This is a genomic window from Methylobacterium sp. CCH7-A2 (assembly GCF_001557075.1).
GTDB classification, from domain to species: Bacteria; Pseudomonadota; Alphaproteobacteria; order Rhizobiales; family Beijerinckiaceae; genus Allobosea; species Allobosea massiliensis.
Map to the genome: position 1 here is coordinate 149,494 of NZ_LSKN01000235.1, position 21,570 is coordinate 171,063.

Below are 21,570 nucleotides of genomic sequence, written 5' to 3' on the forward strand. Positions count from 1 at the left end.
CGCCGCAATCGCCGCTCCCACTCTGGGCGAACCCAATGTTTCAGATCGCCCGACCTGTCAATCAGGCGTGCTGACGCTTGCCGCGGGGCGGCGTCGTCGCGTCTTCGTCCAGCAGATCCTCGACGGGGTCGAGCCCGAGATCGTCGTCCTGCAGGACGCGCCAGCCCGAGCCCTCGAGATCGGCATACTGGCCGTTGCGCATGCACCAGAAGAAGGCCCCGAGTCCGGCAAGACCGAGCCCCAGCGCCAGGGGAAAGAGGATGACGAGGATGTTCATGATCCGGCCTGTGCGAGGGGCGCCGCCGGCTGACGTGCGGCGCGCAGGGCATTGAGCGTGACGACAAGCGAGGAGCCGGACATGGCTGCGGCGGCGACGAGCGGCGTCGCGAAGCCGGCGACAGCGATGGGGACGGCAACGGCGTTGTAGAGAACGGCGAACCAGAGGTTCTCCATCATCAGCGTGCGGGCCTTGCGGGCGATGGCGATGGTCTCGGCGACCGGCGCGAGGCTGTCGCCGAGGAAAACGATGTCGGCGGCCGCCTGGGCGAGGTGGGTCGCGCTGATCGGCGAGATCGAGACATGGGCCTTGGCAAGCGCGGGTGCATCGTTGAGCCCGTCACCGACCATCAGCACCTTGCGGCCCTGTGCCGCGAGGTCGTCGAGGACATGCAGCTTCTCGTCCGGTCGCAGACCTGAGCGCCATTGCGTGATGCCCAGTTCGCGGGCGACGGCTGCGACGGCACTGTCACGATCGCCGGAGAGGATCATCGGCGCGAGGCCGAGGCGGGCGAGCGCTTCGACACAGGCCTGCGCCTCGGGGCGCAGCTTCTGGCCGACGGCGAAGACGATCGCCCGGTCGCCATGGCGCCAGGCGATCAGCGAAGCCGTCGGATGCTCGGTCGAGACCCGCTCGGCCAGCGCCTGCGCCTCGCAGAAGGCGGGGCTGCCGAGACGCATCTCGATGCCGTCGACCAGGGCCGAGAGGCCGAGGCCGCGTCGCTCCTGCGCGCCGGGCAACGGGGCAGGGAGCCCGGCCGCACGGCTGATCGCCTGGGCGAGGGGGTGACGGCTTGCGGCGGCGAGCGCCCCGGCGGCCGCAAGACTGCTGGCGTCGATGGTTTCGACATTCAGCAGGTCGGGCTCGGGCAGGGTCAGGGTCCCCGTCTTGTCGAAGACGACGACATCCGCCTCCGCCAACCGCTCCAACGCATCGCCCTCCTTCAGCATGACCTGGCGGCGAAATAGCGCCGAGGCGGTCACGACCTGCACGGCGGGGATGGCGAGGCCGAGCGCGCAGGGGCAGGTGATGATCAGGACCGTGATTGCGATGATCAGGGCTTCCTGCCAGGCGAGACCGAAGGCGATCCAGCCGACCAGCGTCGCTAGCGCCGTGGCATGGACGAGGGGGGCGTAGAGGCGGGCGGCCCGGTCCGAGAGGCGGACATAGCGCGAGCGGCTCTCCACCGCCTGGCTCATCAGTCGCTCGATCTCATCGAGAAGGGTACCGGCGCCGGCCGCGACGACGCGGACGCCGAGCGCGCCGGTGAGGTTCATCGTCCCGGCATGGACCTGGGCGCCGGCGCCGATCGGCGCCGGATCGGTTTCGCCAGTGACGAGGCTGCGGTCGATCTCGGAATGCCCGGTCTCGACGATGCCATCGACGCAGACGCGCTCGCCCGGCTGCACCAGAACGAGATCGCCGGGCGCGATCGCGGCGATCGGCAGCGTCACCGTGGTGCCATCCGGCATCAGACGGGTCGCCGTCTCGGCCTTGAGTGCGGCGAGATTGCCGGCGAGGTCCCGGGTGCGCCGCCGCATCATCTGGTCGAGATAGCGGCCGATCAGCAAGAAAAAGATCAGCATGACCGCGCCGTCGAAATAGGCGTGGTCGGAGTGATTGGCGGTCTCGACCACCGACATGCCCAGCGCCAGCACGATGCCGAGCGTGATCGGCACGTCCATGTTGACCGCGCCGGCGCGCAGGGCCCGCAACGCGCTCTCGAAGAAGGGCCGCCCGGCATAGGCCGCCGTCGGCAAGGCGATCAGGGCCGAGAGCCAGTGGAAGAAGTCGCGCGTGACGGGGCTGATATCGCCATTGGCACCCGACCACACCGAGACCGAGAGCAGCATGATGTTCATCGCGGCGAAGCCCGCGACGGCGAGGTAGCGCAGCAGCCGCCGCTCCTCGACCGTGACGCTGTCGCGCTCGGCCGAGGGCAGGAAGGGGTAGGCCTTGAAGCCGAGCGCGCCGAGGCGCTCGATCACCGCCTCCGGACGCAGCGCCCCTTCGCGCCACTCGACGGTGACGCGCTTCAGGGCAAGGTTCACCCGCGCCTTCAGGATGGCGGCGTCCTTGGAGAGGCCGTTTTCGATCGCGTGCATGCAGCCGGCGCAGCGGATGCCCTCGACGGCGAGTTCCATGCCCGCGACACCGCCTTCGCCATGGCGCACGAAGACGGAGAGATCCTGCTGCGCGGCCATGCTTCAGTCCTCCAGCACGATCCGGCTGCGCGAGACGAAGACTGTCTCGCTGCCGCGTCGCGCCGAGATGGCGAGGGTCCAACCTCCGCCATGAACGGCCAGGAAGCGGGTGCCGTAGGTGCCTGCCACGGCCTCGGAGAGCGCGGCGTCCCGGTCCTCGCGCCGGGTGGCCGGGTGTTCGAGCCGCGCCGTCACCGACAGCCCCGTCACGGGCGCGCCGGCGCGGTCGCGCAGGGACAGGGTCAAGATGGCGTCGGCGCCGCTGCGGCGCAGCCCGGCCTCTGCGGTCCAGCCGCGCGCCGCCTGCTCCTGCATCCGCGCGATCTCGCCGTTGTAGTGCTGGCTGGTCTCGTAGGCGCTCTTCACATCGACGCCGGGCATGGTGCTGATCGCGATCGTCATCATCACGGCGTTCATGCCGGCGACGACGAGGAAGAAGCCGATCAAGGTGGCCAGCACCATCCGGCCGCTGAGGCGGAAGGGCTCCGCGGTGCGGGGACGAACCGGTGCGGTCAGATCCACGGGCATGATGAAGGCTCCACAACAGGACATGGCGTGCCCCCTCAGGGCGCGATGAAATGGTCGGTGGCGGTCACCATCTCGCCGGCGAAGAGATCGGCGGCGGTGAAGGTGATGGGCTGCGTCTTCTCGGGGCGGACATCCGGCGGCAGTGTCACCAGCACGCGAACCTCGCGCGACGAGTCCGGGCCGACGGTGACGACCGGACGCAGATCCGCCGTTGGCGTGACGCCCACCGCCTCGATCCGGATGCCGGGAAGGCCGTGGACCGTCAGCGCGACCGGGCGTTCGTCGGGCCGCTTGTTCAGGATGCGGATGGTGAAGGCGTTGCGGATCGAGCCGTCGCTGAGACGCACGAAGAGCGGGGAACGGTCGTGCAGCACCGAAAGTTCAACCGTGCGGCGGGTGGCGAGCTGGAAGACCATGGCGCCGCCGACCACGAGGATCAGCGCGGCATAGATCATCGTGCGCAGGCGCAGCGGGTTGTAGACGGGCTTCTCGCCGGCGATGCGCCGCTTGACGTTATCGTCGGTGTCGTAGCCGATCAGCCCCTTGGGACGGCTGATCTTCTCCATGACGTTGTCGCACGCGTCGATGCACAGCCCGCACTGAATGCAGTCGAGCTGGGCTCCGTCGCGGATGTCGATGCCGGTCGGGCAGACGGCGACGCATTGCCGGCAGTCGATGCAGTCGCCCGCGGGCTGGCCTTCCTTGCGCAGGCGCTCGGCCTGCTTCACCGAGACGCGCGGATCGCCGCGGTCGTAGCGATAGGTGACGTTGAGGGCTTCGTCGTCGGTGAGCGCGGCCTGGATGCGGGGCCAGGGGCACATGAACTTGCAAACCTGCTCGCGCATGATTCCGGCGAGGGCATAGGTCGTGAAGGTCAGGATCGCGATGAAGGCATAGGCCGTCAGCGGGGCCTGGAAGGTGGCGAGATCGCGCACCAGGGTCGGCGCATCGGCGAAGTAGAGGACCCAGGCGCCGCCGGTCCACCAGGCGATGAGCAGCCAGACCGCGTGCTTGCCGGTCTTGCGCAGCACCTTGCCGGCGGTCCAGGGGCCCTCGTCGAGCTTGATGCGCTCGCGCCGATCGCCTTCGAAAAACCGTTCCACCGCGAGGAAAAGGTCGGTCCAGACGGTCTGGGGGCAGAGATAGCCACACCAGACGCGCCCGGCGACGGCGTTCATCACGAACAGCACGAAGGCGGCCATGATCAACAGGCCGGTGAAGTAATAGACCTCCTGCGGCCAGATCTCGATGAAGAAGAAGTAGAAGCGGGCGTTGGCAAGGTCGGCCAGAACCGCCTGGTTGGGCAGGTTCGGGCCGCGTTCCCAGCGCAGGAAGGGCAGCAGATAGTACACGCCGAGACAGAGCCCGAGGATGATCCACTTGGCGCGCCGGTAGGGGCCGGACACGCTTTGCGGATAGACCTTCTTCGTGGGGGCGAAGAGCGGCAGATCCCCGAGATCGGTCTCCTGGAGAGCCATGGCTACTGGCCCCCTCCGAGCGAATGGACATAGATCGTCAGGGCCTTGACCGTGGTCGGATCGAGGCGCTGGCCCCAGGCCGGCATCACGCCGGCGCGGCTGTTGGTGATCGTCTCGGTCAGCGAGGCCAGATCCATGCCATAGAGCGAGATCGCGTCGGTGAGGTTCGGCGCGCCGAGCTCCTTGTTGCCCTTGCCGGCGTCGCCATGGCAGGCGGCGCAGTTGGTGGCGAAGAGCTCGCGTCCCTTGGCAAGATCGGCATTCGCCTCGGTCGGCAGACCGGCGATTTCGCGGACATGGTTGGCGACGGCGCGGATCTCGGCCGGCTTCAGTACGCCGTCCTTGCCGAAGGCAGGCATCTGGCTGATGCGCGTCTCGGCATTACCGGCGACGCGGATGCCGTTCTGCAGTGTCTGGTGGATCTCGGCGAGCGAGCCGCCCCAGAGCCAGTCGTCGTCGTTGAGGTTGGGATAGCCCTTGGACCCGGCGCCGCCGACGCCGTGGCATGCTGCGCAGTTGTCGCCGAAGGCGGCCTTGCCCTGGGCCATGGCGATGCGGAAGAGCGAGGGGTCGGCCTTGATCTGCTCGAGCGAGGCTTCGGCCAGCCCACTGGACTGGGACGCCCGGTGCTGCTGCAGCAAAGCGAGATCCTTGGCGATCTCGATGCGAGAGGCATAGCCGATGACGCCCTGGGTCGCGCCGGTGATCAGAGGCCAGGCCGGATAGACGACCCAGTAGCCGACCGACCAGACGATCGTCGCGTAGAAGATGCCGAGCCACCAGCGCGGCAGCGGCGTGTTGAGTTCGCGGATCCCGTCCCACTCATGGCCGGTCGTGGACACGCCGGTATTGGCGTCCACCTCGTGATGGTCCTGATGCTGAGCCATGGTTCAGTCGTCCTGCAACGGGGTGCGGGCGGCCTCCTCGAACCGGGCGCGATTGGCCGGCCAGAAGGCGTAGACGCAGACGGAAAGAAAGATGCCGACGAAGTAGAGGAGGCCGGCGGACTGCGCGAAGCGCGCGAGCCACTGATAGGTCATGTCCATGATGCCCTCCGTCAGCGGATGTTGGCTTTGTTGTCGTAGAGCTTGAAGTCGACGAGCGTGCCGAGCACCTGCAGATAGGCGATCAGTGCGTCGGCCTCGGTGATGCGGCTCGGGTCGCCGTCGAAGTCGCGCGCCTGGACCTTGGGATAGCGCGCCTCGAGCTCGCCCTGCTTGGGATGGTCGGGCGTCGCCTGGGCACGCAGGTCGCTGGCGGCCTGGGCGATCATCTCGTCGGTGTAGGGCACGCCGCTGCCGCGGTTCGCACGCAGCTCGTCGGCGATGTCGTCGAATTTCAGTTCGGTCTTCGTCAGGAAGGGATAGCCGGGCATGATCGACTGCGGCACGAGGGCGCGCGGATTGGCCAGGTGGTCGCGCTGCCATTCGTCCGAATACTTGCCGCCGACGCGGGCGAGGTCCGGCCCCGTGCGCTTCGAGCCCCACTGGAAGGGCTTATCGTACATGCTCTCCGCCGCGAGCGAGTAATGGCCGTAGCGCTCGATCTCGTCGCGCAGCGGGCGGATCATCTGGCTGTGGCAGTTGTAGCAGCCCTCGCGGACATAGATGGCGCGGCCGGCCAGCTCGAGCGGGGTATAGGGGCGCATGCCCTCGACCTTCTCGATCGTGTTCTTCAGGTAGAAGAGCGGCGCGATCTCGACCAGGCCACCGACCGAGATCACCAGCAGGACGCCGATGATCAGGATGATGGAGTTGGTCTCGAAGATCTTGTGCTTGGACCAGAGCGACTTGCGCGGGGCGTTGTGTTCGATGCTCGTCATGGAAGCGGTCCTTACTCGGCCGGCACGAGGGCGGGCTGAAGCGGGGCGTTGTCCTGGGCGCTCTCCGGCTCGCCGCTGCGGATGGTCATCCAGACGTTGAAGACCATGATCAGCGCGCCGGTGAGGAAGAGTGCGCCGCCGAGTGCCCGGATGACGTAGAAGGGGTGCATCGCCGCGACGGTCTCGATGAAGGAGTATTCGAGGAAGCCCAGCGAGGTGTAGGCGCGCCACATCAGTCCCTGCAGGATGCCGGAGACCCACATTGCCGAGATGTAGAGGACGATGCCGAGGGTCGAGATCCAGAAGTGCCAGTTCACCAGCTTGAGCGAATACAGTTCCTTGCGGTTCCAGAGCCAGGGAACGAGGCAGTAGATCGCGCCGAAGGAGATGTAGGCGACCCAGCCGAGCGCGCCGGAATGGACATGGCCGATGGTCCAGTCGGTGTAGTGCGACAGCGAGTTGACCGCCTTGATCGACATCAGCGGGCCCTCGAAGGTCGACATGCCGTAGAAGGCGAGCGAGACCACCATCAGGCGCAGTACGGGGTCGGTGCGCAGCTTGTCCCAGGCACCCGAGAGGGTCATGATTCCGTTGATCATGCCGCCCCAGGAGGGCATCCAGAGCATGATCGAGAAGGTCATGCCCAGTGTCTGCGCCCAGTCGGGCAGGGCGGTGTAGTGCAGGTGGTGCGGCCCGGCCCAGATGTAGATGAAGATCAGCGCCCAGAAGTGGATGATCGAGAGGCGATAGCTGTAGACCGGGCGGTTCGCGCGCTTGGGCACGAAGTAATACATGATCGCGAGGAAGCCGGCGGTCAGAAAGAAGCCGACGGCGTTATGGCCGTACCACCACTGGAACATCGCATCCTGCACGCCCGACCAGACGATGTAGGACTTGGGCGAGAGGATCGAGACCGGCAGCGTCAGGTTGTTGCCGAGATGCAGGACCGCGATGGTGACGATGAAGCCGAGATAGAACCAGTTGGCCACATAGATGTGGGGTTCCTTGCGCTTGGCGAGCGTCAGCAGGAAGACCAGCAGATAGGCGACCCAGACGATGGTCAGCCAGAGATCGGCATACCATTCCGGCTCGGCGTATTCCTTGCCCTGGGTGATGCCGAGCAGATAGCCGGTGCCGGCGATGACGATGAAGAGGTTGTAGCCCAGGACCACGAACCAGGGTGACAGATCGCCCGCCAGCCTGGCGCGGGAGGTGCGCTGGACGACGTAGAAGGAGGTCGCGATCAACACGTTGCCGCCGAAGGCGAAGATCACCGCCGAGGTGTGCAACGGGCGCAGGCGGCCGAAATTGATCCAGGGCAGATCGAAGTTCAGGACCGGGAAGGCGAGCTGAAGCGCGATGATCAGCCCGACAGTGAAGCCGGCGATGCCCCAGAAGAGCGCCGCGAGCGTCGCGAACTTGACCGGCTCCATATTGTAATTGGGCCGACCATCGATTTCCTGCGGCGCCGGGCCGGTGCCCGGCTTGAAGCAGCGGTTGCCGATCAGGAAGATGGTCGCCAGGGCCGCGGCCATGCCGACGGCGGCATGAAAGGCATAGGCGCCGTGGTCGGTCTTGGCGGCGATCAGCAGCAAGCCCAGGAAGCTCACCGCGGCAAGCGCGATGCCCACCATCTCGCCTGTCGTCGCTTGTCGGATCGGATTGCCCGTGGTCGCCATGCCCAGCCCCTGCTCACCCTGCGGCGCTCTACGCGCACGCTGTCATGGGCGAGGCTTAGCGGCGGCGGTGCCGGCGAGCCTTGATTCAGGTCAAGGCGCCGCCGGGGCGGGCCCGGGTTTCAGACGACGAGATCCTTTGCCGGGACCGGCTCGCCGCGCGACACATGGGCGATGTTGGCGAACATCCGCGAAACGGTGGGGGCGAAATTGTCCGCGGCCATCGCCGCGAGATGCGGCGTCACGACGAGATTGTCGAGGGTCAGCAGTTCGCTGTCGGCCGGCAGCGGCTCGATCGCATAGACGTCCATCGCCGCGCCCGCGATCTCGCGGTCGCGCAGCGCGGTGACCAGCGCCGATTCGTCGATGACCCCGCCGCGCGCCACATTGATCAGCACGGCGGTCTTCTTCATCTTCGCGAAAGCCTCGCGACCGATCAGGTTGGTGGTCTCGGGCGTCAGCGGACAGTGCAGCGAAACGACGTCCGCCTGCGCGAGAATCGCGTCCAGGCTGGCGTGGCGGACGCCGAGCGCCGCCTCTTCCTCTGCCGTGAGGGGCTGGCGCTTGCTGTAGAGGATGGTGCAGCCGAAGCCCCGCAGCAGCTTCGCGACGTTCTGGCCGATCGCGCCGAAGCCGATGATGCCGACGGTCTTGCCCGAGAGCATGAAGGTTTCGCCCGGCAGGCTGCCGGTGCTCCAGTGGCCCTTCTTCAGCTCGGCATGGCCGTAGCCGATATAGCGCAGGGCCGAGATCATGAGGCCCAGCGCGAATTCGGCGACGGGCAGCGCGTTGCTGCCCGTCGTCCGGGCGACCTTGATGCCCAGTTCCTTGGCGGTGGCGATGTCGATGTTGTCGTAACCGACGCCCCATTTGTGCAGCAGTTTCAGCTTCTTGCCGGCGCGCAAGACGTCGCCGGAGACGGCGACCTGGCCGGAGATGGCGTAGTCGGCCTCGGCGATGATCTCCTTCATGTGCTCGTCGCCGCGGGCGGTGCCATGGGTCAGCACGAAGCCGGGCGGCAGCAGGGCGCGCAGCTTCTCGGCGCGGGCCGGCGTGGTCATGTCGAGGAGGCAGATGGTCTCGGTCATCGTCGGGTTCCGTTGTCAGATCGTGAAGCGGGCGCCGGCGCGGGCGAGGCCGCCCGAGACCGCGACGGGCGTGCCGTCGGCGCGCCAGCAGGCGGCGCCGGTCAGTGTGCCGTCGGTGCCGAAGGAAATGGCGTTCATGCCGCCGGCGATGCGGGGCATCCGGACGATGCGGTGACCGCGCGCGCGCAGCGCCTCCGCCACCGTCTCGGGGAAGGCCTCCTCGAGTTCGAGCACGCCGCCTTCGGTCCAGACACGCGGCGCCTCGACCGCCTCCTGCAGGCTCATGCCGTGGTCGATCAGGTTGACGATCGCCTGCAGGGCCGAGGGGAAGATGCGCAGCGCGCCGGGCAGCCCGAGCGCGAAGGCGAGCTTGCCCTCCTTCAGCACGATCATCGGGGCCATCGAGGTGAAGACGCGCTTGCCGGGTGCGATCGAGAGCGCGCGGCCGGGATGCGGGTCGAAATTGAACATGTAGTTGTTCGTCAGCATCCCCGTGCCGGGGATCTGGGTGCAGGCGCCGAACAGGCCGTTGATGGTCTGCGTCGCGGTGACGACGTTGCCGTCGGCATCGGCGACCGTGACATGGGTGGTGTCGTTCGATTCGCCCGGCGCTAGTCCCGCAGACCATGCCTTGGCCTCGTCCATCGCGATGAGCGCGCGGCGTTCGTCGGCATAAGCCTTGTCGATCAGCCGAGCGACCGGGACTTTGACGAAGGCGGGATCGGCGGTCGCCACGGCGCGGTCGGCGAAGGCGATCTTGAGGGCCTCGGCCAGGAGATGGACCGCGTCCGGCGAGCCGAAGCCGAGCGCGCCGATGTCGTAGCCCTCGAGGATGTTGAGCATCTGCGCGATGTGGACGCCCGAGGAGGCCGGCGGCGGGGGGCCCAGGATCTCGTGGCCGCGATAGCTTCCGCGGATCGGCTCGCGCGTCTCGACCCGGTAGGCGGTGAGATCGTCGGGGCCGATCAGGCCCCCCTTCGCCGCCATGAAATCGGTCAGCGCCTGGCCGAGCGGGCCGCCATAGAGCGCGGCCGGGCCGGTCTCGGCGATCAGGCTCAGGCTTTTGGCATAGTCGCTCTGGACCAGCCTCGTACCCGCAGGCAGGGCTTGACCATCGCGCAGGAACAGCGCCGAGAGGCCCGGATCGCGCGCGAGATCGGCGATGTTGTCGGCGATGCAGTTGGAGAGATAGGGCGTGACCGTGAAGCCGCGCTCGGCCAGCGCGATGGCGGGCTGGAGCACCTCGGCGAGCGGCAGCGTGCCGAAGCGGGCGAGCGCCTCGCACCAGCCGGCCAGTGCGCCTGGCACGGCGACGGCCCTGGGGCCGACCACGTTCTCCCGGTCGCGGACGTCGCGCTGCTTGCCGATCTCGTCGGAGAGGCAGTCATACATGTCGGGCGTGGCGCGCCGCGGCGCGGTCGAGAGCCCGTCCAGCACGACATGGCGGCCATCGGCCATGCGGATATGGGCGAGCCCGCCGCCGAGGATGCCGACCATCATCGGCTCGACGACGGTCAGCGCGAAGAGCGCGGCCACAGCCGCATCGACCGCGTTGCCCCCCGCCAGCAGCATCTGCGAACCTGCGGCCGAGGCGAGGGGGTGGTTGGTGACGACCATGCCGCGCGAGCCCGTCGCCGGCCTCTTGTCGCAGGTGAAGGGGGTGATGCGGGGCGCGCGGGCGGTGGCGGTCATGATGTGAGCTTCCTCAGCCGGCCTGCTGCGCCAGCGCGTCGAGCACCATCTTCGTCGCGCCCGAGATGTCACCCAGTTTCTCGCCCTTGCGGACGCGATCCTGCGTGCGCTCGCCGCGCTCCTGTCTGGCGATGGCCGCGTCGGCGATCGCCTCCGCCTCGTCGCGCGGCAGCACGAGCACGCCGGACTCGTCGGCCAGGATGACGTCGCCGGCCTTGACCGGCACGTTGCCGCAGGAGATCGGCAGGTTCAGCGTGCCGCCGAGATTGTAGAGCCGCGTCGTGATCGGGGACATGCCGCGGCACCACATCGGGAAGTCGCTGTCCTGGATCTCGGTGAGGTCCGTGCAGGGCCCGTCGACGATGCCGCCGACCGCGCCGGCCGCCTTGGCCGCGACCGTGACGCCGCCGCCCCAGCAGGCGTGCTTGTCGTCGCCGAGCCGGTCGACGACGAGGATGTCGCCGGGCCGCAGCAGGCCGAGCGTGTGGTGCAGCAGCGTCGAGTCCTGGCCGGGGATGGCGAGCGTCACCGCCGCGGCGGCGATCCGCTTGGTGCGCAGCAGCGGCTGGATACCGCGATCCATAAAGCCCCAGTGCTGCGAGTGCCCGACGGTCGCGGTCTCGACCTTGAGCAGCTTCGCGACGAGGGCGGCCGGGAGCTGATCCGGCATCGGGGCGATACGGTAGTCGGGCATGATGGTCTCCTATTTGCCGACGGCGCGGGCGACGCCGACGAGGCGTTCCACCGCGACCACGATGATCAGCGTGGCGATGATGAGGACGACGGAGAGGGCGGCGATCAGCGGGTCGGTCCGGCCCTCGACATAACGCACCATCTCGACAGGCAGCGTCGAGGCGCGCGGGCCGGAGATGAAGAGCGAGATCACCGTCTCGTCGAAGGACAGCAGGAAGGAGAGGCAGGCGCAGGCGATCAGGCCCGGCGTCGCCAGCGGCAGCGTCACGCGCCGCACGACGCGCCAGGGCGTGGCGCCGAGCGTCGCGGCTGCGGCCTCAATGTCATGAGGCAGGTTCGAGAGCGCCGTCGTCATCATCCGGATGACGAAGGGCACCGTCACCGTCATGTGGCCGAGAACCAGCCCCGGCAGCGTCGCGGTGAGCCGCAGCGGCGTGAAGAACAGGAGCAAAGCGAGCCCGGTGATCAGCGTCGGCAGCAGCAGCGGCGCCAGGAAGAAGCCGGTCAGCGCCTCCTTGCCGCGGAACGTGCCTTTGGCCAGCGCCAGGGCGGCAGGCACGCCGAGCGCGAGCGAGAGCAGCGTGACGACGCTGGCGACCTGGACGCTCAGCCCCAGCGCCGAGAGCAGCGGCGCATGCGCGCTCAGGGCCTCGAACCAGCGCAGGGAATAGCCCGAGGGCGGGAACAGGATGAAGTTGTCAGCCGAGAAGGCGAGCATCACGACGACGATGATCGGCGCCAGGATCAGCGCGTAGACGATGCCTGCGAGGGTGGAGAGCACGGGACCGGCGCCGTTCATCGCCGCAGCCCCCGCGCCAGCAGGTTGGATAGGACCAGCAGCAGCAGGAGCAGGCCGAGCGTGTAGATCGCCAGTACGGCCGCGACCGGCCAGTTGGTGTTGGTCGTCGCCTGCTCGAAGATTTCGGTCGCCAGCACGAAGACGCGTCCGCCGCCCAGGAGCTTCGGTGTGATGTAGGCCGACATGGAGAGGATGAAGCCGAGTCCCGCGGCGAGCGCGAGCGCGGGCAGGCTGAGCGGCAGCGTCACGCGCCAGAAGGTGCGCAACGGCGACGCCCCGAGCGAGCGGGCCGCCTCCTCGAGCGTGCGGTCGAGCTGGCCGAAGCCGGCGAGCAGCGCCAGGATCATGTAGGGCATGATGCTCTCGGCCAGGCCGATGGTGACGCCGGTCCAGTTGAAGACGAGCCGCAGCGGCGCGGAGATCAGTCCCAGCGATTGCAGCAGGCCGTTGACGAGGCCGCGGTCGCCGAGGATGGCGAGCCAGCCGAAGACGCGCACCACGCCCGAGATCAGCATGGGCATGATCGCGATGACGGCGAGCAGGCCGCGGAAGCGGGACTCGGTGCGGAAGAGGAACAGCGAGAGCGGATAGGACAAAGCGAGCGCGATCGCGGTGGCGCTGAGCGAGAGCTGCAGCGAGTTCAGCGTCAGCTCGAAGGTGAAGCCGTCCGCGAAGGTGTCGGCCGCCGTCTTCAGCGACCAGGCCTCGACCATCGCGCCGGTCGGCCCGACCTCGTTGAAGCCGTTGCGCAGCAGCAGCAGCGTCGGCCAGGCGTAGATCGCCAGGACGAAGAGGCCCGCTGGGACCAGCAGCAGCGGCAGGCGGAGCGCGCCGGTCATGCCGCCTCGCGGGCAAAGGCGAGGCTGTCGGCGGTCGGCCAGATCACCGCGACCTCGTCGCCCTCCGCCGGGAGCGCGGTGCCCGACGGCATCTCGACGGTGAGCTGCCCGCCTGCGCCCTCGACCAGGACCTCGACATGGTCGCCGACGAAGACGCTGCGCAGGACGCGGCCTGCGACGCGCAGGTTCGTCTCGCCGACGGTCTCCGAGGGCGCGACGATCCGCATGCGCTGCGGCCGCACGAAGAGGTCGAACGCGCCCTCGAGCGGGGCTGCGAGCTGCTGACGCCCGCCCCAGAGCAGGACCTTGCCGTCGCCGTCGCGCGTGGCGGGGAGCGCGTTCATCCGGCCGACGAACTCGGCGACAAAGCGTGTCGCGGGGCGCTCGTAGATGTCCTCGGCGGTGCCGATCTGGGCGATGCGGCCGCGGTTCATCACCGCGATGCGGTCGCACATCGTCAGCGCCTCGACCTGATCATGGGTGACGAAGAGGGTGGTGATGCCGAGCGAGCGCTGGATCGAGCGGATCTCGTGGCGCATCGCGTCGCGCAGCTTGGCGTCGAGATTGGAGAGGGATTCGTCTAGCAGCAGGACGGAGGGGCGGATCACCAGCGCGCGGGCGAGAGCGACGCGCTGCTGCTGGCCGCCGGAGAGCTCGCGCGGGCGCCGCTCGCCGAGATGGCCGAGCTGGACCATGGCGAGCCCCTCCGCGACCTGCCGTGCGATCTCGGCCCTGGCGACGCCGCGCTCCTCCAGCCCGAAGGCGACGTTGCGGGCGACGGAGAGATGCGGAAACAGCGCGTAGGACTGGAAGACGTAGCCCATGTTGCGCTTATGCGCCGGCAGCCTGGTGATCTCGGTGCCGTCGACGCGGATCGTGCCGCGGTCGGGAGCGATCAGCCCGGCCAGCATGCGCAGGGTCGTGGTCTTGCCGCATCCGGAGGGGCCGAGCAGGGCGACGGATTCGCCCTTCGCGACCGACAGCGAGACTTCGTCGACCGCGATGGAGGCGCCGTAGCGCTTCTGCAGGCCGGCCAGTTCGAGATAGCTCATGATCCAGACATTCCGGGCTGATCCGTCATGGTCGGGCTTGTCCCGACCATCCACGTCTTTCTCCATCCGGCGCGGTGTCCAAGACGTGGATGCTCGCCACAAGGGCGAGCATGACGCCGCGCACCGGGCTCACCGGGCGGCCGAAATCACTTCGCGGCGCCAGCGGTTGTTCCACTGGTCGCGGACTTTCAGGATGTCGTTCCAGTCCACGGGGATCATGTTCGCGCGGCTTTCCGGCGCTGCGGCGGTGCGGGCGACCGCCTTGGGGTCGATCTGCGCCCTGGCATTGGTGGGGGCGTAGAACATCCGCTCGGTGAAGGCCTTCTGCGCCGATTGGGACAGGGCGTGTTTCACGAAGGCGGCTGCGGCCGCGCGGTTCTTCGAGCCGGCCGTGAGATTGATCGTGTTGATCTGGAAGACCGAGCCCTCGGGCGGCAGCAGCGTGCCGATCCGGCCGTTGGACTGGTCGCCATAGAGCTGCGAGCGGGCGTTCCAGCCGGTCGCGACCTTCACCACCCCGTTCAGGATCAGCGAATACCCGTCCGGGTTCGGCTCGAAGGTGTTCACTGAGGGGGCGAGCTCCTTGAGCTTCCGCATCGCGGCGTCGATCGACTTGCGATGGTCGCCGCCCTCCATCTTCTCGACCATCGCGGTCAGGGCGAGGCCCTGGATGTTCGGCGGGGCCGAGAGCGCGAGCTGGCCCTTCAGATCCGGGCGCCAGAGATCCGCCAGCTTCGTGATCGGGGGCTTCAGGTTCTGCGTGTCGTAGACCAGCACGAGATGATCGAAGGTGACGGCCGGGCCGAACTCGCCGCCGGCTGCGCGCGCCTCGGGGGCCAGCTCCTCGAGCACCGGAAATTCCGCCGGAGTCAGTTTCTCGAACAGGCCCTCGATGTTGCCGATGCTCGAGGTCGTGACGTCCATGATGACGACGTCGATCTGAGGATCGGCCTTCTGGGCCCTGACCGAGCCGACCATCTGCGCCGAGGTGCCGCCCGGCGCGTAGTTCACCTTTACGCCCGGGTTGGCGGCGAGGAAGGGCTCGACCACCGCCTTAGTGTAGTTGTCCTGGAAGATGCCGCTGTAGGACATCAGCGTGATCTGACCGCTCAGGCTCTGGGCCCGCAGCACGGAGGGCATGGCGATGGTGGCGAGGCCGGTCTGGAGCAGGCGGCGGCGAGTCGGCATGGGAACCTCCCGGAATGAGGATGAGCGGCTGGGCGTGGCGAGCCGCCGCGCGGGCTGCGCGGCGGCCGGCCGGATCAGGCTGCGACCTTGCTGGCGAAATGCGCGATGAAGCGGGCGCAGATGTCGGTCAGCTTCTCGGTGAGCGCGGCGCCGGTCTCGGCGGAGCAGAGACGCGGATCGCCCTTGGCGACGCCGAGATTGTAGGTCTCGTCATACTCGTTGGGCATCGCGACCTCGTGGCCCTCGAAGCTCGCGAGGCCCAAGCCCGTGAAGGGCAGATCGAGGACCGGATCGCGCTTCAGCGGCTTCGCCTCGGGGATCAGGTCCTTGCGGATCAGCTCGGGGAAGAGATGCAGGCCGATCGAGGTCAGCGGATCGGCACCGTGGCCGGCGACGGCGGCCGCCTTGTCGGCCCCGCCGAGGATGCCCGGCAGCAGGCCGTAGCCGATGCGCCAGAGATATAGGCTCGGCAGCACGATCTGCTCGCGCAGGTAGAGTTCGCGGGCGACCTCCGAGATCGGGCCGACATTGCCGCCATGGCCGTTGATCACGATGATACGGGTCAGGCCGTTGCGATGCAGCGAATCCACCATCTCGGCGATGACGGTGGTCAGCGTCGCCTGCGAGATCGCGATGCCGCCGGTCATCGAGCCGAACCAGTCGGCCCCGCCGAAAGGCAGGACCGGCGCCACCAGCGTGCGCGTGCCGGCCTTGCTGGCGCGGATGGCGGCGAGCTCGGCGATTTTCTCGGCCAGGAGGTAGTCGCCCATCGGGGCGTGCGGGCCCTGGTCCTCATGGCTGCCCATGGGGAGCAGGATCACCGGGTTTTCTTTCAGGATCTCGCGGGCCTCGCCCCCGGTGATCGTGCCCATATGGACGAGGGGGTCGGTCTTGGCAGCCATGGGACTATGTCCTTGCAGGTTTCGGTGGTGGTTCAACGGCCGCCCGTGCGCGGGTCGAGCGCGTCGCGCAGGCCGTCGCAGAGCAGGTTCATGGCGAGAATGGTGAGCGTCAGCGCCGCGCAGGGCCAGACCAGCAGCAGCGGGGCCTGCTCCATGGTGGCGCGCGCGCCGCGGATCATCAGCCCCCAGGACGGGGCGGGCGGGACGACGCCGAGACCGAGGAAGGAGAGCCCGCTCTCCAGCACGACGGCGGCGGCGACCGCGAGCGAGAGCTGGACCAGAATCGGCCCGGCGATGTTGGGCAGCACGGTGCGCAGCAGGAGATAGGCGGGGCGGGCGCCGAGCGCGCGCGTCGCCTCGACATAGTCGCGGTGCTTGACCGCGCGGACCTCGGCATGGGTGACGCGGGCGAAGCCCGGCAGATAGAGCACCGAGAGCACGAGGATCAGCGTCGCGGCGCCGGGGCCGAGCAGCGTCACCACCAGCAAAGCGAGCAGCACGGGCGGGAAGCACAGCACCACGTCCATGCTGCGCACGGAGAGGAAGGCCGCGGCGCCCTTGCCCCAGCCACCGATCAGCCCGAGCAGGACGCCGATGGCGCCGGCCGTCAGGGCGGAGGCGAAGGCGACGCTCAGGCTGGTGCGCGCGCCCCAGAGCAGGCGCGAGAGCACGTCCCGCCCGAACTCGTCGCGGCCGAGCCAGGAGCCCGCCATCGGGCCGACGAGGCGGTTGGCGACGTCCTGGCGGATCGGGTCGGGCAGGGGGAAGAGCGGCGCGCAGAGCGCCGCCAGCGCGATCAGGGCGACGAAGCCACCGGGCAGCCAGAGGCGCTTGAAATGCCGGTTGCCGCTCATGAATGCGCCACCCGCGGGTCGAGCAGGGCATGGACGAGCTCGACCACGAGGTTGAGCAGCAGGAACAGCACCGAGATCGTCAGCACGATGCCAACCACCATGGGGTAGTCGCGGCCCTCGACGGCGCGCAGCAGCGGCGTCGACATGCCCGGCCAGTTGAAGACGTATTCGACCAGCACCGTGCCGCCGAGCAGCGTGCCCATCTGCAGGCCGAGCACGGTGACGACCGGGTTCAGCGCATTGCGCAGAACATGGACGACGATGACGCGGGTGGGCGAGAGGCCCTTGGCGCGGGCGGTGCGGACATAGTCGTTGGCGAGCGCGTCCAGCATCGCCGCGCGCGTCATCCGGAACAGTACGGCGGCCAGCCCCTTGGCGATGGCGATGGCGGGCAGGGTCAGGAGCTTCAGGTGCTGCACGGGATCCTGTGAAAAGGGCACGAAGCCGCCGGCCGGCATGATCCGCAGTGTCTGCGCGAAGAGCAGCACGAGCAGCGTGCCCAGCACGAAGACGGGTACGGCCAGCAGCAGCGCCGTGACGGCGGAGGCGGCGCGGTCGAAGGCGCCGCCGCGGTCGAGCGCGGCAAAGACGCCCGCCGGCACGCCGACCAGAATCGCGATGACGCTGCCGGCGGCGATCAGTTCCAGCGTGCGCGGCAGGCGCAGAGCGATCTCGCTGATCACCGGATACTCATCGACCAGCGAAGTGCCGAGATCACCGCGCAGCAGCCCGCCCAGGAAGGCGGCGTATTGCACGAAGAGCGGGCGCTCTAGCCCGAGCTTCTCGCGCAGCTCGGCGACGGAGGCCGGGTCCGGCGAGACGCCGCCGGTCGAGAGCAGGAGCTCGGCGGGGTCGCCAGGCACCATGTGCAGCGCCAGGAAGACGATCGTCGCGACGAGCCAGGCAAGGCCCGCGACGACCGTCAGCTTGCGCGCGAGCCAGGTCGCGCTCATCCGAAATAGGTCTCTTCGAGCATGTTGCCGGAGGAGTTGGAGAGCGCGCCGGGCAGGTTGGTGAAGCCCATCACGCCCTTGTCCATGCCGTAGCCCTGGCTGCGCCAGGCGAGGCCGACCATCGGCACCTCCTCCAGCGCGGCCCGCTGCATCTCCTTGTAGATCTCGACGCGCTTGGCCTGGTCGAACTCGGCGCGGCCCCTGGCGAGGGCTGCGATGGTGCGCGGGGCGTCGACGCGGAAGGAGCGGCCATGGCTGGGGGAGAGCGTCGTGTCGAGCACGACCGTCAGCCCGTCGGGATCGTTGTTGTCCGAGGAGACGCCGTGGATCGCCATGTCGTACTGGCCCTTCGAGCCGCGGGCGACGCGGGTCGACCAGTCGGGCAGCTGCAGTTCGCACTGGATGCCGATGGCGGCGAGGTGCTGCTGGACGATCTCGGCGGTGTCCTTGTGCATGCCGAATTGGGCGGTCGCGAGCAGCGTGGTCTGGAAGCCGTTGCCGAAACCCGCCTCCGTCAGCAGCGCCTTGGCGCGGGCGGGATCGTAGTTCCAGCCGCGCGACAGGTCCTTGTCCCACCAGGGCGTGCCCTCGACGATCGGCAGGCCCTCGAGCGGCTTGCCGCGGCCGAAGAAGGCGACCTTGACGATGTCCTCCCGGCGCACGGCATGGGCGATGGCGCGGCGCACGCGCGGATCGTTGAAGGGCGGCTTCGTCCCGTTGAAGAGCACGTCCATGAACGGGCCCTCCTGGCTGTCGAGCTTGAGGCGCGGATCGGCCTCGACGGCTGCCATCGACTGCCAGGGGACATATTCGATCATGTCGACATCGCCCGACTGCAGGGCGGCAAAGCGCAGGTTCTCGTCGGCATAGACGACGAATTTGATGCCCTTCAGCTTCGGGATTCCGGGCTTGTAGAACTTGTCGAAGGCCGCGATCTCGACGGAAGAGCCGCGCTCCTGACCGACCAGCCGGAAGGGGCCGGCGCCGATGAACTCGGTCGGCGTCGATTTCCGCGAGAGGATGAAGGTGTTGTAGTTGCCGAACCAGCTCGGCAGCGTCGCCTGCGGCGTCTTGGTGACCAGCCGGATCGTGCCGGGGTCGGGGATCTCGATGCGCTCGACGCTCTGGAACTGGCTGCGCATATAGGCGGTCGATTTTTCGCCGGCGATCTGCTCGATCGACCACTTCACGTCCTCGGCGGTGACCGGATCGCCATTGTGGAAGACGCAGCCGGGCCTGAGCTTGAAGACCCAGGCGCCGTCGCCGTCGAGCGACCAGGAGGTTGCCAGTTCGCCGCGCAGCTCGCCCTTCGGGCCGTAGGACACCAGGCTGCGGTGGATCAGCATCTTGACCGTGCCGGCCGAGGCGCCGGTCGAGACCCAGGGCTGCAGATTGGGCGGAAAGGCGGAGAGGCCGTAGCGGAGAATGCCGGCGGCCCGCTGGGCGCTGGCGGGGCGGGAGAGCAGTGGCAGGCTCGCGAAGGGCGCGGCCAGCCCGGCGGCCAGCATCGTGCGGCGTGAGATCGTCATCGGCTTTCTCCTCGCTGTGGTCGTCGTCGCCGCGCGCGTTGTCGCGTCTGTCCGGCGTCCCTTGTCTGGCAAGAAGAGCGCCATCGGGGCGGCGACGCCAGTCCGGCAGCGCATGGCGGTCATGCGTCGTGTATACGTGGCGGATTTTTGCCGTTCGCAGCCGAAGCGCCTAGAGTTGCCGCTTCGGTAGCCAAATCGGGATGCCCAGATTGAACGTGATGACGCCGCCCCAGGCGCAGGATGCGGAGTCCCGGCCGGCTCGCGAGCGGGTCTATGCGCATGTCCGCGAGCAGATCCTGCGCGGCGTCTATGCCGGGGGCTCCTTCGTCGAGGAGGAGGCGATCTCCTCGGTCATGGGCGTGTCGCGGACGCCGGTCCGCGAGGCTTTCCACAGGCTCGAGGCGGAGCGCTTCATCGACCTGCTGCCGCGCCGGGGGGCGCTGGTGCGGCAGGTCACGGCGCAGGAATTGGCCGATCTCTACGAGACCCGCCGCATGATCGAGGGCTATGCGGTCGCCCGCATCTGCCGGGAAAGGATCGTGCTGCCCGAGACGATGGAGGCTGTGCTCGACCGGCTCGACGCGATTGCCGGCAGTGACCATTTCGCCCGTGTCGAACTCAACCGCGAGTTCCATTTCGGTATGGTGCAGGCGCTCGGCAATGAGGTGCTGTCCGAACTCTACCAGTCGCTGGGGGCGCGGCAGCAGCGGGTCGCCATGCGGGCACTGGCGGTGGATCCGGGTCGGATCGAGCGCATCCGCGTCGAGCATCGCGACTTCATCGCGGCGCTGCGGGCCTTCGACGAGGCGCGGGCGCGCGCCGTGCTCGACGAGCATCTGCGGCCCGTGACCGGGGTTGTGTCGCGCCTGCCGGGTTATGACCCGCCAGGCGCGAGCGACGAGGGGGCCTGAACGCGCCCGGCCGCGGGAGGCCGGGCGCGCCGGACCGATCAGACCGGGATGAGCTGCATCGGCGCAGGGTAGTAGCGGAAGCCCTCGCCCGCCTTGGCGAGGTTGCCGAAGCCCGGCCAGGCGAAGTGGTAGGACATCACCGGCGTCTTCTCCTGCGCCAGCATCGTCAGGAGCCGAACGCGGGACTGCACGGCCTGCTTGGGGTCGCTGTCATAGGCAAATTCGAGACGCGGGTTCTCGGTCAGCAGCACGGCGTGGTGCGTCAGGTCGCCGAGGAAGACGAAGGACTTGCCCGCCGAGGCGACCTTGAAGATGTGGTGGCCGGCGGTGTGGCCCGGCGCCGCGATCGCCTGCACGCCCGGCAGGAACTCCTGCTGGTCCTTGAAGAAAACGATGCGGTCACGCACCGGCAGCAGATTGGCGCGGGCATGCTCGATGAAGGCCTTGAGCGGCGAGCCCAGCTTGCTCTCGTCCGTCCAGAAATCGAAATCGGTCTGGCTGATATGGATGCGTGCATTGGGGAAGAGCGGCTTGCCGTCCGCCGTGCAGATGCCGCCTATATGATCGATATGGGCGTGGCTGCAGACGATGTCGTCGATGTCGCCGGCCTTGATGCCGGCCTCCTCCATGCTCTTCATGAGCCGGCCTGTGGTGGGCCCGAAGGCCTTGGAGAAGCCCATGCCGGTGTCGAACATGACGAGCCGGTCGCCGAAATTCACGATCGGGATGTTCTGCTCGAGGACGACGTTGTCCTTGGGCAGGAAGCTGTTCTCCAGCATGCCGTAGACGGTTTCCTTCGGCACGCCGAGGAAGCTCGTGCCGGGATCGCCCAGCGGCAGCGGCCCGTCCGAGACGACGGTGACCTCCGCCGTTCCCAGCATGAAGCGGTAGAAATAGGCCGGCTGCGTCTTCGAGAGCGGCGCCTTGGCGGCTGCCGGGCCGATGAGCGGGAGACCGCTACCGGTGGCGGCGAGGGCGGCGGCTGCGCCCAGGAAGCCGCGGCGGCTCGCCGACGGCAGACGGAACGGGTCGTTCGACATGGCATTTCCTCCGGGATCATTGCGATAGGGCCGGCCTTCGGGGCC

Annotated in this window: 21 protein-coding genes; 1 reads left to right on the forward strand and 20 read right to left on the reverse strand. The window is 68.4% G+C overall.

Annotated elements, in window-relative coordinates:
- Window positions 1-61: 61 nt before the first annotated feature.
- The 19 genes from ccoS to AX750_RS18045 form a co-directional block, all read right to left on the reverse strand.
- On the reverse strand, window positions 62-277 hold the full coding sequence (ccoS, locus tag AX750_RS17955; protein WP_066725577.1) for a cbb3-type cytochrome oxidase assembly protein CcoS: 216 nt from the start codon (window positions 275-277) through the stop codon (window positions 62-64).
- Window positions 274-2,481, reverse strand: coding sequence for a heavy metal translocating P-type ATPase (locus AX750_RS17960; RefSeq protein ID WP_066725581.1), 2,208 nt, complete (start codon window positions 2,479-2,481; stop codon window positions 274-276). Before AX750_RS17960 ends, ccoS begins: the two co-directional genes overlap by 4 nt.
- A 3-nt stretch (window positions 2,482-2,484) precedes the next feature.
- Window positions 2,485-3,009, reverse strand: coding sequence for a FixH family protein (locus AX750_RS17965; RefSeq protein WP_066725582.1), 525 nt, complete (start codon window positions 3,007-3,009; stop codon window positions 2,485-2,487).
- 35 nt (window positions 3,010-3,044) lie between these two features.
- The gene (ccoG, locus tag AX750_RS17970; protein WP_066725585.1) at window positions 3,045-4,487 is read right to left on the reverse strand and encodes a cytochrome c oxidase accessory protein CcoG; all 1,443 of its coding nucleotides are present in this window, start codon (window positions 4,485-4,487) and stop codon (window positions 3,045-3,047) included.
- Window positions 4,488-4,489: 2 nt separating this feature from the next.
- A complete protein-coding gene (ccoP, locus tag AX750_RS17975; RefSeq protein ID WP_066725587.1) occupies window positions 4,490-5,374 on the reverse strand; it encodes a cytochrome-c oxidase, cbb3-type subunit III in 885 nt (294 codons plus the stop codon).
- Between the two features lie 3 nt (window positions 5,375-5,377).
- Entirely contained in the window at window positions 5,378-5,533 is a 156-nt protein-coding gene (locus AX750_RS17980) for a cbb3-type cytochrome c oxidase subunit 3 (RefSeq protein ID WP_066725588.1), read from the reverse strand.
- Between the two features lie 11 nt (window positions 5,534-5,544).
- Window positions 5,545-6,309 (reverse strand): cytochrome-c oxidase, cbb3-type subunit II, encoded by a 765-nt coding sequence (gene ccoO / locus AX750_RS17985; protein WP_066725589.1) that lies wholly within the window; start codon window positions 6,307-6,309, stop codon window positions 5,545-5,547.
- A gap of 11 nt (window positions 6,310-6,320) precedes the next feature.
- On the reverse strand, window positions 6,321-7,943 hold the full coding sequence (gene ccoN / locus AX750_RS17990; protein ID WP_245282431.1) for a cytochrome-c oxidase, cbb3-type subunit I: 1,623 nt from the start codon (window positions 7,941-7,943) through the stop codon (window positions 6,321-6,323).
- Window positions 7,944-8,107: 164 nt separating this feature from the next.
- Window positions 8,108-9,073: a 2-hydroxyacid dehydrogenase gene (locus AX750_RS17995; RefSeq protein ID WP_066725594.1), complete on the reverse strand. Its 966-nt coding sequence runs from the start codon at window positions 9,071-9,073 to the stop codon at window positions 8,108-8,110.
- 15 nt (window positions 9,074-9,088) lie between these two features.
- A complete protein-coding gene (gene ggt, locus AX750_RS18000) occupies window positions 9,089-10,765 on the reverse strand; it encodes a gamma-glutamyltransferase (protein WP_066725595.1) in 1,677 nt (558 codons plus the stop codon).
- Window positions 10,766-10,778: 13 nt separating this feature from the next.
- The gene (locus AX750_RS18005; RefSeq protein ID WP_066725597.1) at window positions 10,779-11,459 is read right to left on the reverse strand and encodes a 4-hydroxy-4-methyl-2-oxoglutarate aldolase; all 681 of its coding nucleotides are present in this window, start codon (window positions 11,457-11,459) and stop codon (window positions 10,779-10,781) included.
- 9 nt (window positions 11,460-11,468) lie between these two features.
- Window positions 11,469-12,257 carry an ABC transporter permease gene (locus AX750_RS18010; RefSeq protein WP_066725599.1) on the reverse strand — a complete coding sequence of 263 codons (789 nt, stop codon included), beginning with the start codon at window positions 12,255-12,257 and terminating at the stop codon, window positions 11,469-11,471.
- On the reverse strand, window positions 12,254-13,096 hold the full coding sequence (locus AX750_RS18015) for an ABC transporter permease (RefSeq protein WP_066725600.1): 843 nt from the start codon (window positions 13,094-13,096) through the stop codon (window positions 12,254-12,256). The genes AX750_RS18010 and AX750_RS18015 overlap by 4 nt, the downstream gene beginning before the upstream one ends.
- A complete protein-coding gene (locus AX750_RS18020; protein ID WP_066725688.1) occupies window positions 13,093-14,148 on the reverse strand; it encodes an ABC transporter ATP-binding protein in 1,056 nt (351 codons plus the stop codon). Before AX750_RS18020 ends, AX750_RS18015 begins: the two co-directional genes overlap by 4 nt.
- A gap of 129 nt (window positions 14,149-14,277) precedes the next feature.
- Window positions 14,278-15,336, reverse strand: a complete 1,059-nt coding sequence (locus tag AX750_RS18025) for an extracellular solute-binding protein (RefSeq protein ID WP_066725602.1) — start codon at window positions 15,334-15,336, stop codon at window positions 14,278-14,280.
- Window positions 15,337-15,410: 74 nt separating this feature from the next.
- On the reverse strand, window positions 15,411-16,238 hold the full coding sequence (locus AX750_RS18030; protein WP_066725610.1) for a creatininase family protein: 828 nt from the start codon (window positions 16,236-16,238) through the stop codon (window positions 15,411-15,413).
- A gap of 32 nt (window positions 16,239-16,270) precedes the next feature.
- Window positions 16,271-17,092 (reverse strand): ABC transporter permease, encoded by an 822-nt coding sequence (locus AX750_RS18035; protein WP_066725619.1) that lies wholly within the window; start codon window positions 17,090-17,092, stop codon window positions 16,271-16,273.
- Entirely contained in the window at window positions 17,089-18,045 is a 957-nt protein-coding gene (locus AX750_RS18040) for an ABC transporter permease (RefSeq protein ID WP_066725622.1), read from the reverse strand. The genes AX750_RS18035 and AX750_RS18040 overlap by 4 nt, the downstream gene beginning before the upstream one ends.
- Window positions 18,042-19,574, reverse strand: a complete 1,533-nt coding sequence (locus AX750_RS18045) for an ABC transporter substrate-binding protein (RefSeq protein ID WP_066725626.1) — start codon at window positions 19,572-19,574, stop codon at window positions 18,042-18,044. The genes AX750_RS18040 and AX750_RS18045 overlap by 4 nt, the downstream gene beginning before the upstream one ends.
- A 218-nt stretch (window positions 19,575-19,792) precedes the next feature.
- Here AX750_RS18045 and AX750_RS18050 point away from each other — a divergent pair, with 218 nt between their 5' ends.
- Window positions 19,793-20,485: a GntR family transcriptional regulator gene (locus tag AX750_RS18050; RefSeq protein WP_066725628.1), complete on the forward strand. Its 693-nt coding sequence runs from the start codon at window positions 19,793-19,795 to the stop codon at window positions 20,483-20,485.
- A 38-nt stretch (window positions 20,486-20,523) separates the two neighbouring features.
- On the opposite strand, the gene AX750_RS18055 is transcribed toward AX750_RS18050, so the two are convergent.
- On the reverse strand, window positions 20,524-21,525 hold the full coding sequence (locus tag AX750_RS18055) for an MBL fold metallo-hydrolase (protein WP_066725631.1): 1,002 nt from the start codon (window positions 21,523-21,525) through the stop codon (window positions 20,524-20,526).
- Window positions 21,526-21,570 lie beyond the last annotated feature (45 nt).

What these genes read in the sequence shown, in the direction of transcription:
- ccoS (WP_066725577.1), bottom strand. Translation starts at nt 277, where the DNA reads ATGAACATCCTCGTCATCCTCTTTCCCCTGGCGCTGGGGCTCGGTCTT.
- AX750_RS17960 (WP_066725581.1), bottom strand. Translation starts at nt 2,481, where the DNA reads ATGGCCGCGCAGCAGGATCTCTCCGTCTTCGTGCGCCATGGCGAAGGC.
- AX750_RS17965 (WP_066725582.1), bottom strand. Translation starts at nt 3,009, where the DNA reads ATGCCCGTGGATCTGACCGCACCGGTTCGTCCCCGCACCGCGGAGCCC.
- ccoG (WP_066725585.1), bottom strand. Translation starts at nt 4,487, where the DNA reads ATGGCTCTCCAGGAGACCGATCTCGGGGATCTGCCGCTCTTCGCCCCC.
- ccoP (WP_066725587.1), bottom strand. Translation starts at nt 5,374, where the DNA reads ATGGCTCAGCATCAGGACCATCACGAGGTGGACGCCAATACCGGCGTG.
- AX750_RS17980 (WP_066725588.1), bottom strand. Translation starts at nt 5,533, where the DNA reads ATGGACATGACCTATCAGTGGCTCGCGCGCTTCGCGCAGTCCGCCGGC.
- ccoO (WP_066725589.1), bottom strand. Translation starts at nt 6,309, where the DNA reads ATGACGAGCATCGAACACAACGCCCCGCGCAAGTCGCTCTGGTCCAAG.
- ccoN (WP_245282431.1), bottom strand. Translation starts at nt 7,943, where the DNA reads ATGGTGGGCATCGCGCTTGCCGCGGTGAGCTTCCTGGGCTTGCTGCTG.
- AX750_RS17995 (WP_066725594.1), bottom strand. Translation starts at nt 9,073, where the DNA reads ATGACCGAGACCATCTGCCTCCTCGACATGACCACGCCGGCCCGCGCC.
- ggt (WP_066725595.1), bottom strand. Translation starts at nt 10,765, where the DNA reads ATGACCGCCACCGCCCGCGCGCCCCGCATCACCCCCTTCACCTGCGAC.
- AX750_RS18005 (WP_066725597.1), bottom strand. Translation starts at nt 11,459, where the DNA reads ATGCCCGACTACCGTATCGCCCCGATGCCGGATCAGCTCCCGGCCGCC.
- AX750_RS18010 (WP_066725599.1), bottom strand. Translation starts at nt 12,257, where the DNA reads ATGAACGGCGCCGGTCCCGTGCTCTCCACCCTCGCAGGCATCGTCTAC.
- AX750_RS18015 (WP_066725600.1), bottom strand. Translation starts at nt 13,096, where the DNA reads ATGACCGGCGCGCTCCGCCTGCCGCTGCTGCTGGTCCCAGCGGGCCTC.
- AX750_RS18020 (WP_066725688.1), bottom strand. Translation starts at nt 14,148, where the DNA reads ATGAGCTATCTCGAACTGGCCGGCCTGCAGAAGCGCTACGGCGCCTCC.
- AX750_RS18025 (WP_066725602.1), bottom strand. Translation starts at nt 15,336, where the DNA reads ATGCCGACTCGCCGCCGCCTGCTCCAGACCGGCCTCGCCACCATCGCC.
- AX750_RS18030 (WP_066725610.1), bottom strand. Translation starts at nt 16,238, where the DNA reads ATGGCTGCCAAGACCGACCCCCTCGTCCATATGGGCACGATCACCGGG.
- AX750_RS18035 (WP_066725619.1), bottom strand. Translation starts at nt 17,092, where the DNA reads ATGAGCGGCAACCGGCATTTCAAGCGCCTCTGGCTGCCCGGTGGCTTC.
- AX750_RS18040 (WP_066725622.1), bottom strand. Translation starts at nt 18,045, where the DNA reads ATGAGCGCGACCTGGCTCGCGCGCAAGCTGACGGTCGTCGCGGGCCTT.
- AX750_RS18045 (WP_066725626.1), bottom strand. Translation starts at nt 19,574, where the DNA reads ATGACGATCTCACGCCGCACGATGCTGGCCGCCGGGCTGGCCGCGCCC.
- AX750_RS18050 (WP_066725628.1), top strand. Translation starts at nt 19,793, where the DNA reads ATGACGCCGCCCCAGGCGCAGGATGCGGAGTCCCGGCCGGCTCGCGAG.
- AX750_RS18055 (WP_066725631.1), bottom strand. Translation starts at nt 21,525, where the DNA reads ATGTCGAACGACCCGTTCCGTCTGCCGTCGGCGAGCCGCCGCGGCTTC.